Below are 9,266 nucleotides of genomic sequence, written 5' to 3' on the forward strand. Positions count from 1 at the left end.
GGCAGTGCCCGATGGACAGGTGCCCGCGCAGGGTGCCGAGGATCGACTCGTCGAAGACCTGCCGCCGACGAGCACGTCGTCCACGCCCACGGCGAGCGATCGGGGCTCGTCGTAGGTCGCCGTGTCGGCCACCGTCGCCGGATCGACGACGATCAGGTCCGCGGCCTGGCCGCGCCGTACGAGGCCGCGGTCGGGCAGCCGGAACCGGCGCGCCGGGTGGGAGGCCAGGTGCACGGCGGCCTGCTCCCAGGTGAGATCGCCGAGCTCGCGCACGTGCCGGCCGAGGTAGCGGGCGAACGCGCCGAAGCCGCGCGGGTGCGGATGGCCGCCCACGTAGATGCCGTCGGAGCCGCCGGTGTGGCCGGGGTCGCGCATGACGGCGCGCACCGACTCCTCCCCCGCCGGGCCCTCGTCGGGGCGCGCCTGCACGCAGCCCGCCTCGAGCCGGGTCTCCACAAGCAGCACCCGGCAGAAGTCGGCGGCCGTCGCGCCGTACTCGGCCGCGGCGGCGGGCAGGGTCATCCCCTCGGCCCACTCGAAGCCGGGGGCGTGCGAGAGCGTGATGCGCGGCCACAGATCGTCGCGTCCCGCCCACTCCGCGGCGAGACGATCGCGCTCGGAGGACAGCATCGCCACGGCGCGGCCGGGATCGGCGGCGGGCACCCACGGCGGCAGCGTCACCATCGCCAGGATCGTGCTGGACCGCAGGTAGGGATAGGTGTCGAAGCTCAGGTCGACGTCCTGCCGCCGGGCGTCCTCGACCAGCGGCAGCAGAGTGGAGGCCGGGCCGTGGAGATGCGAGACGTGCGCGGCCGCCCCGGACCGCTTGGCGATCTCCACGACCTCCGTCATCCCCACCGCCGCGGACGGGCCGTACGCGCGCATGTGGGTCACGTACGGCAGGCCGCCCAGCGACGCGCACAACGCGGCCAGCTCGGCGGCGTCGGCGTACCGGCCGGGGGCGTACTCCAGGCCCGACGACAGCCCGGCCGCCCCCTCGGACAGGCCCGTCTCGACCCTGCGGAGCATGGCCCGCGTCTCGTCCTCGTCCGCGGCCCGCTCCGCGGGACCCATCACGTCGAACCGGATCGTCGCGTGCGGGAGCAGGTAGACGGTGTTGAGCGCGGTCCTGCCGTCGTATCCGGCGAGCAGGTCCGCGACGCTCACCGGCCCGTCCACGTGCGGGTGCGCGCCGTTGACCGCCGCGAAGTAGCGGCTCGCGTACGCGAAGGCGGCCGGGGTGGTGGCCGGCGCGAACGACAGGCCGTCCTGCCCGAGCACGAAGGTCGTGACCCCCTGCCGCAGCGCGGCGTGCTGCACGAGAGGGTCGAACACGACCGCGTCGCCGTGCGCGTGGCAGTCCACCAGCCCCGGCAGCACGTATCTGCCCGCCGCGTCGATCCGGGTGGCCGCCTCGGCCGTGCCGAGACGGCCCACCGCCTCGACCCGGCCCCCGCGCACGCCGACGTCCGCGCGGAACGCGGGGGCTCCGGTCCCGTCCACGACGCGGCCGCCGCTGATCAGCACATCGAAGGTCACGTCCTCGATTAGATCAGTCGTACGGTCCGGGCACACGCGACGAACCGGGGCAGTCGTCGGGCCGCACGACGGGCCTGCGCTCCAGCACCTCGCGGGCGCGGGCACGGGCGAGGTTCCAGCCGTTCCAGGAGTCCGGCTCGCGGAGACCGTTGACCGCGACCACTTCGCTCAGCACGCAACTGCGGTCCGGCTCGGGCAGCCGGTCCAGGATCGGCACGGCCTCCGCCCCCAGGTCGCCCAGGTAGCCGTGGTCGAGCCGCTCGACGCCCCGGATCGTGAGCTGGGTCTCGGCCACCCGCGCGTCGGGGTCCCAGACCGCGAACACCAGCAGCGACACGCCGGTGAGCAGCACGAGCCCCCGGAAGAACCAGGACGTGCCGCCGCCGATCAGCCGCACCGTCCCGGCCGCCAGCACCAGCACGAACACCGCGCCGAGCCACCAGATCGTCGCCACCACCGAGGCCCGCAGCCGGGACAGGCCGTACGCGTCGGTGTAGAGGCCGATGCGGTGCAGCGCCGAGGCGAGGATGACCAGCGTGAACGCGCACAGCAGGCCGAGCAGCACGGCGAGCAGCCAGCGGTCTGCCCGGCCGCGCAGGCGCAGCAGGGCGACCGCGGCGGCCACGATGCCGAGCACGAAGAGGCTGACCGTGACGAGTTCGAAGAAGCCCGACCTCGCGTACTCCGCGTAGGTGAGCCCCGCCGTCGACAGCACCCTGCGGCTTCCGCCGAACAGCACCGTGATCTGCACGGTCACGAACGCCGCGAACAGCAGGTTCAGCCCGGCCAGCGGGATCACCCACACCTGCCGGCCGAGGGACATCCGCAGGTCGGGCGCGGCGGGCTCGGCCACCGGGCGCAGGCCCACCAGCACCGCCGCCACGGCCAGCACCGCGAACACGCAGAACACGAAGACCCGGTACGGCAGGCTCTGCGCCCATTCCGGTGTCCGCAGCAGGTCGCTGAGGAAGGCCGAGAAGACCGCGTCGGCGGAGGAGAACAGCAGGCCGAAGACGGCCAGCAACACGACGGTCACGGCGGCGCTGACCAGCGTGGGCAGCATCCGCCGCCGCCGCGCCAGGGTCCGCAACGGCCCGGCCAGGAACCACGGCGTCGGCAGCACCGCGAACGCGACCGAGATTCCTCCCCTGATCACGGCGAGCCAGCCCCGGCCACCGCCCGACAGCGCGAGGGACCCCACTCCGAACGCGGCCAGCAGCACCGGCCCGACCACCCATTCGGCGTCGCGGAAGAGCGCCACGGAGACCAGCGCGTACGCCAGGAGGCCGAAGGCCAGGGTCCACGGGGTGACCCGGCCGCGCCGGAGCGGCAGCACCGCGGGGAACGCCGCCGCCCCCATCGCGACCGCCGTCAGCACGAGGCCCAGCCCGGCCGACGCGTACGGCAGGGTGACGGCGGCGACCAGACCGGCCGCCGCGGCGGCCGGCAGCAGCCAGCGGGGCGCCTCCGGGAGGTCCGGCCGCGGGAACAGCGGCGGCGGCACGTAGGCGGGCGGCGGGGGATACCGTCCCGGCGTGTGCGGCCCGGACCCGGGGGGCCCAGGGGGCATCGGGGGACCAGGGGGCATCGAGAACACGGGGGACGAGGGCACAGGGGACGAGGGCACAGGGGGCACGGACGGTTCCGGGGAGGCCTGCCGCTGCTCCGCGCGCTCCTGGACACGCGGGCCCGCCGGGTTCTCCGGAGGCGTGCCCCCCGGCGCGGCGGGAACCGGAGGCGCCGGAGAGCTCACGCTGTGGACGGCTGCGGCCACGGTGGGCGCGGACGATCCCGGTGTCTCCGGAAGCGGACCGGGTTGGGTGCTCACGGTGACCGCCACCGGCACGGATGTCCCTTCGGCGGAACCGGGCACGGCGTCTCCCCCGGGCGCGGTGTCCGACGCGGGCGCGGCGCCAGTGGCCGGCGCGGTCCCTGGAGCGGTCGTGGGCCGGGTTGTGTACCACGGCGGCGGGGACGCGGCCGCGGCCGTCGCCGCTGCCCGCCGGGCCGTCGACGAGCCGCGCGTCGCTCCCACGACCGCCCCGGCGGCGGTGAACAGCACCAAAGAGACGATGCCCAGGCCCCCTATGCCGAGGAAGACCGGAGCGATCAGCCCGGCGAGGAATCCGGCGAACATGCCGACGCCCGCGCCGAGAGCCACCCGCGCCACGTGCCCGGCAGGGTCGTAGGGCACCCCGGCCCGCGGCGCGAACACCTGCCCCGGCACGCCGGCGCCTCCGCCCGGGGGGACCGGGTACGGCTGGTCTGCCCGGTCATGGACGAGGTCCTGCCGCCGGGGATCCTCACGGTCCTCGCCGCCGTCGCCGCCGGCCATGCCCTCGCTACCGGCCGGGGAGATGCCGAAGTCCCCGGCCCGGGGGTGACCGGCCCGGAGGTGACCCGTCTCCGCGATGCCGGTCGTCGAAGCAGGAGCCGCGGCCTCGGGGGAGGACTCGAAGCTTGCCACCTGCCGCTCCCCGGGTCGCCCGGCAGCGTCGGCGGTCACGGGCGTGGACGGCCCCGTGTCCTCACCCCGCGCGCCGGGTGCGTGCCGCTCCGCGCCGGAGTGCGGTGTGGCGGAATTCGGAGCGTCCGAGTGCGGAGCCGCGAGATGGGAAACAGCAGGATGCGGAGTGCCGGAGTGCGGAGCGGCAGGATGCGGCGCACCGGCGTAGCGGGGTGCGGCGGCCGCGTCACCGGACTCTCCCGGTCCTTCGGCCGCGATGGCGGCTCTCCCCGCCCGGTCACCGCCGTCGTCCCCGCGTGGGCCCTCCCCGCCGGGCCCACCCGCGGGACGGCCGGCGCCCACCTGCTCAATCTCCATGTCTCCCCTTCGTTCGGCGGCGTGGACGGGTCCGTCCGCGCTCTCCCCCGCCACCGGCTCGCCCTGACGCGGCAGCGTGACGACCATCCGGCACCCCGGCGCCGTCCCTCGGCCTCTCCCCCCGGGCCGTCTCACGGCCGGGAGCGGGTCCGCCACCGAGATCGACCCGCCGTGCAGCTCGACGATCTCCTTGGCGATGGCGAGCCCGAGCCCGGCCCCACCCGCGTCGGCGGCCCGCCCGGCGTCGAGGCGCGAGAAGCGCTCGAACACCCGGGCCCGCTCCGCCGCCGGGATGCCGGGACCCTCGTCGGTGACGCCGATCTCCAGGTTCGGCCCGGCGGCCCGCGCCTCCACCCGGACCGTGCCGCCGGACGGGCTGTGCCGTACGGCGTTGTCGAGCAGGTTGGCCAGCACCTGGGCGAGCAGGGCCGCGTCGGCCGACAGGGCCGTCCCCGGCGCGACGGCGTTCATCACCGTCACGTCGTCGCGCGCGAGAGCCGCCTCCGAGACTGCCTGGCGGCACAGCGACGCCAGGTCCAGCTCCTCCGGCTCGATCAGCCGCGCCCCCGAGTCGAGCCGCGACAGATCGAGGAGCTGGGCAACCAGGCGGCCGAGCCGCTGCGTCTGGGCGAGGGCCGTGCCCAGGGTGTCGAGGTCGGGCGGCGTGACACCGTCCACGACGTTCTCCAGCACGGCCTGCAGGCCGGTGATGGGCGTGCGCAGCTCGTGGCTGACGTTGGCCACCAGCTCACGCCGTTGCCGGTCGACCTCGGCGAGGTCGGCCGCCATCGCGTTGAACGCCCGCGCCAGCTCCCCCACCTCGTCGCGGGACGTCGCGGTCACGCGCAGGCCGTACCGGCCCTTGGCGATCGTCTGCGCGGCGGCGGCCATCTCGCGAAGCGGCCGGGTCATGCCGCGGGCGAGGAGCTGCACCATGATCAGCGCGAGCACGACGGCGATCGCGATCCTGAGATCCCGGGACAGGCCGGAGTTGATGCCGACCTCGTTCACGACGAACGCCGCCACCACGGCGAGCACGATCACGATGCCGAGCTTGACCTTGATCCGGCCGAGGAAGTCGAGCGGCCTCATCGCCTGGCTTTCTCCGTTGCGGTGCGCGTCACGGGCGGACGAGCGCGTATCCCACGCCATGGACGGTACGGACGACCTCCGGGCCGAGCTTGCGGCGCAGCGCGCGGACGTGGCTGTCCACGGTCCGGGTCGCGGCGGCCTCGGAGAAGCCCCAGATGTCCGACAGCAGCCGCTCGCGCTCGAAGACGTGGCCGGGCCGCTCGGCGAGACGCCGCAGCAGGTCGAACTCGGTCCGGGTGAGCTGGGCCTCGGTCCCCCGGACGAACACGCGGCGCTCGGCCGTGTTTATCTCGACGTCGCCGATCCTGATCACCGTGTCCTCGTGGGCCAGCAGGCTGGCCCGCTCAACCCGCCGCAGCAGCGCGTGGATCCTCGCGACGAGCTCCCGCATGCTGAACGGCTTCGTGATGTAGTCGTCGGCGCCCACGCCCAGGCCGACCAGCACGTCGGTCTCCTCGCCCAGCGCGGTGAGCATGAGCACCGGCACCGGCCGGGCCGCCTGCATCCTGCGGCACACCTCGAGCCCGTCCAGGCCCGGCAGCAGCCGGTCGAGGACGACGACGTCGGGCTCCGCCTTCGCGTAGGCCGCGAGCGCCTCCTCGCCGTCGCTCGCGACGCGGACGTCGAAGCCCTCCGCCACGAGCCGGAGCCGTACGGCGTTGGCGATGGTGTCGTCGTCCTCGACGACGAGGACACGGCGTTGCTGCGGGGTTGCCATGCACGGAAGCGTAGATCCCCCCTGTGCAGAGTCGCCGTCCGGAAATGTGCAGATCCCGTGCACCGGAAACGTCGGCCGCCCGCGCTAGCGTGGCCATGTGGATCGGACGCTGCATGCTGAGGACTACCTGCGACGGCTCGGCCTGCGGTCGAGTGGCCCGCCGAGCGTCGAAGAGCTGTTCCGGCTCCAGGCGGCACACGTCGAGCGGGTGCCGTACGAGAACCTGGAGATCTGGCTGGGCCGGCCGACCACGATCGACCCGGCCGAGTCGTGGCGGCGGATCATGTCCGGGCGCGGCGGATACTGCTGCCACCTGAACGGCGCTTTCTCGGTGCTCCTGCGGCAGCTGGGCTACGCGGTCACGCGGCACTTCGGCGGCGTCCAGGGCTCGCCCGAGGAACCCGCCGGGGCCACGGGAAACCACCTGGCCCTGACCGTGAGCGGCCTGCCGGCGGACGCCAATCCCGGCGGGCGGTGGCTGGTCGACGCCGGGCTGGGCGACGCGATCCACGAGCCGATCCCGCTGGTCGAGGGCGTCTACCGGCAGGGCCCGTTCCGGTACGCCCTGCGCCGGTCGGAGGCCGAGCCGGGCGGCTGGCGGTTCGACCACGACGCGCGCGGCAGCTTCAGCGGCATGGATTTCCGCCCGGGACCGACGGAGATGGGCGCCTTCGAGGCCAAGCACGAATGGCTGTCCAGCTCCCCCCAGTCGGGATTCGTCCGGGTGGCGTCCGTGCAGCGGCGCGACGCCGCAGGGATCGACCTGCTCAGAGGGCTCGTGCTCACGCGCGTCGGTCTACCGCCGGCCGGGGTCGGGCCGGACCCGTCGGTGACGCTGGAGCGCCGGGAGGACTACTTCGCCGCGCTCGCGGACGTCTACGGCATGACCCTGGACGACGTCTCCTCCGAGGAGAAGGACGCGCTGTGGTCCCGGCTGCTCGCCGCCCACGAGGAGTGGCTGGCCGCCCGGCAGCCCACCTGAGCCGGGAACGGCGGCCCGCCCGCAGCGTTCCAACCCGGTCGCCGCGCCCGGCCCGCGCGGCCGCGTAATGCGCCCCCAGCGCCGAATCCGCAGGTCATGGGTTTCGCCCCCCGGTTACGGGTAGCCCGGATATGACCAGGAAGGAGGCGCTAATGGACCGCCAGTCAAGGCCGGAGACCATGCGGGAGAACGACGTGATCGAACTCCTGACGCACCAGCACGCTCTCATCCGGGAGCTCTTCGACGAGGTCGACAGATGCCAGGGGGAGGAGCGCAAGGAGGCCTTCAGCCGCCTCGTCCGCCTGCTCGCCGTTCACGAGACGGCGGAGGAGGAGATCGTCCACCCCTACGCGCGGCGCAAGCTGGTCGGCGGCGACACGATCGTGGACAACCGTCTGCAGGAAGAGGAAGAGGCGAAGGAACTGCTCAGCCGCCTCGACGACATGGACGTGACGACGGCGGAGTTCTCCCGGGAGCTGGAGAGGCTGCGGGCCGCCGTGTTCGCCCACGCCGCCGCCGAGGAGCGCTACGAGTTCTCCGAGCTCAAAGCCAGCACGTCCGAGGCCGAGCGCAAGGCCATGGCCGTGGGCGTCAAGGCCGCCGAGGCGATGGCACCCACGCATCCGCACCCCGGGGTCGAGTCGGCGACGGCGAACATCCTGATGGGCACGCCGATCGCGATCATGGATCGTGCCCGCGACCTGATCCGTAAGGCGATGGGCAAGCAGGAGTCCGGCGAGGGCTGAGTCTGCGGCGTTCCGCCGCAGGGGGCGCGGCGGAGCCGCCGAGGCCAGGGTCCCCGCCTTCGGCGTCGGAATCCCGGCCCACGTATATGCGCGGGCCGGGGTCCGAGGCGCATCCCCCGACACCGGCCCGCGCCTCCCCTCGGCCGTTCGCGGAACTCGGCCCGGACTTCGGACGTTCTCCCAGCGACGCGGGACGACGTCCCGCGCGGGACCCGACACGAAAGGCCTGACGATGTCGCCACTGGGCAAGTACTACGTGGGCGCGGCGGTGGTGGCCGTGCTGGTCTTCATCCTTCCGGTGCCGACGCTCCTGGCCTGGCTGGTCGCGATCGGCGCGCTGGGAGCGCCGATCGTCGCCTACTTCATGCTGGACGAGTCGCAGCGGGCGCGGCTGCGGCGCATCCGCCGCCGCCAGATCGGCGGCTGAGCAGCCTGTTCTGCGCAGCCTGTCTGAGCGGCCTGTCCCAGAGCTCGCGCACATCCCCGGCCGGGCGCCGTCACGGCGCCCGGCCGGCGGCGTTCACAAGCCGACGCTTTCAAGCCCGGCGCTCACGAGGCGGCGCTCACGACCGGGCGCTCACGAGGCGGTCGCGATCCTCCTGCGGACCCGGTCGGTGACGTTCCGCTCCAGGACGAACGACAGGAACGGGATCGTGCCCGCGACGAGCACGAGCAGCAGGTAGCCGATCGGCCAACGGGCCTTGATCAGGCCCAGGTTGATCGCGGCCACCAGATAGACCATGTACAGGAAGCCGTGGATCGGCCCGACGACCGCGACCATCGTGCTGTTGTCGAAGCCGTACTTGACGACCATCCCGGCACACAGCACGAGCAGCATCACGCCGACGATGTAGGCCAGGACGCGGTAGAAGTTGAGCGCGGATTCCACGTCGATCAATACCTCTGCTGGGTGCTGGGGAAACGGTCACCACACGATATCCGTGCGAGGCGGCGGTCCGGGCTCCAGGGCCCGTCAGGCCTCCGCGTGCGCGGCGGGCTCGGCCGGCTCCGGCTCCGAATCCCGGCGCTCCTCCCGATTCCGCCGCCCGCGCAGTGCGTCGCGGACGAAGTGGAACCACATGTACACGGCGAACAGCGCGAAGATCCACCACTGGAGGGCGTAAGCCAGGTTCCGCCAGGTGAAGCCGCCGCCCTGGGTCGGCGGGGACACGGCCACCGGCGTGGCACGTGCCGGCGGCTCCTGGGCGGTCACGACGAGGAACCCGTCCCGCACCCGCGCGTCCGGCCACACGTTGATCAGCTCTGCCGTCGACACGGTCGCCACCTGACCGCGCGGCAGGTTGCCGCTGCGCATCACGTCGTCGGTCTGCTCGGCCGGCCGCAGCCGCCCGGTCACCGTGACGG

General features: G+C 73.8%; 8 protein-coding genes. 3 read left to right on the plus strand and 5 right to left on the minus strand.

Translation table 11 applies throughout. The features are described from left to right. The 3 genes from AB0J39_RS35495 to AB0J39_RS35505 form a co-directional block, all read right to left on the minus strand. On the minus strand, positions 1-1,539 hold a 1,539-nt coding region (locus tag AB0J39_RS35495), incomplete at its 3' end, for an amidohydrolase family protein (protein WP_363472878.1). Between the two features lie 13 nt (positions 1,540-1,552). Beyond that, positions 1,553-5,455: a DUF4153 domain-containing protein gene (locus AB0J39_RS35500; protein WP_363472880.1), complete on the minus strand. Its 3,903-nt coding sequence runs from the start codon at positions 5,453-5,455 to the stop codon at positions 1,553-1,555. A 28-nt stretch (positions 5,456-5,483) separates the two neighbouring features. After that, positions 5,484-6,173, minus strand: coding sequence for a response regulator transcription factor (locus tag AB0J39_RS35505; RefSeq protein WP_363472882.1), 690 nt, complete (start codon positions 6,171-6,173; stop codon positions 5,484-5,486). Positions 6,174-6,270: 97 nt separating this feature from the next. Between AB0J39_RS35505 and AB0J39_RS35510 the strand changes: the two genes are divergently transcribed. From AB0J39_RS35510 to AB0J39_RS35520, 3 genes are all read left to right on the plus strand, one after another. Continuing rightward, complete coding sequence (locus AB0J39_RS35510; protein WP_363472884.1) at positions 6,271-7,155, plus strand: arylamine N-acetyltransferase; 885 nt, start codon at positions 6,271-6,273, stop codon at positions 7,153-7,155. Positions 7,156-7,307: 152 nt separating this feature from the next. Next, positions 7,308-7,901, plus strand: coding sequence for a hemerythrin domain-containing protein (locus AB0J39_RS35515; protein WP_363472886.1), 594 nt, complete (start codon positions 7,308-7,310; stop codon positions 7,899-7,901). A gap of 232 nt (positions 7,902-8,133) precedes the next feature. Beyond that, on the plus strand, positions 8,134-8,328 hold the full coding sequence (locus AB0J39_RS35520; protein ID WP_183534958.1) for a hypothetical protein: 195 nt from the start codon (positions 8,134-8,136) through the stop codon (positions 8,326-8,328). 150 nt (positions 8,329-8,478) lie between these two features. On the opposite strand, the gene AB0J39_RS35525 is transcribed toward AB0J39_RS35520, so the two are convergent. After that, entirely contained in the window at positions 8,479-8,790 is a 312-nt protein-coding gene (locus AB0J39_RS35525; RefSeq protein ID WP_363472888.1) for a DUF3817 domain-containing protein, read from the minus strand. Positions 8,791-8,874: 84 nt separating this feature from the next. Then, positions 8,875-9,266 (minus strand): SURF1 family cytochrome oxidase biogenesis protein (locus tag AB0J39_RS35530; RefSeq protein ID WP_363472891.1); only part of this gene is annotated, 392 nt, incomplete at its 5' end.

This window comes from Microbispora sp. NPDC049633, assembly GCF_040675265.1.
Lineage (GTDB): Bacteria > Actinomycetota > Actinomycetes > Streptosporangiales > Streptosporangiaceae > Microbispora > Microbispora maris.

Coding starts and splice junctions, on each gene's coding strand:
- AB0J39_RS35500 (WP_363472880.1), bottom strand. CDS start 5,455: ATGAGGCCGCTCGACTTCCTCGGCCGGATCAAGGTCAAGCTCGGCATC.
- AB0J39_RS35505 (WP_363472882.1), bottom strand. CDS start 6,173: ATGGCAACCCCGCAGCAACGCCGTGTCCTCGTCGTCGAGGACGACGAC.
- AB0J39_RS35515 (WP_363472886.1), top strand. CDS start 7,308: ATGGACCGCCAGTCAAGGCCGGAGACCATGCGGGAGAACGACGTGATC.
- AB0J39_RS35520 (WP_183534958.1), top strand. CDS start 8,134: ATGTCGCCACTGGGCAAGTACTACGTGGGCGCGGCGGTGGTGGCCGTG.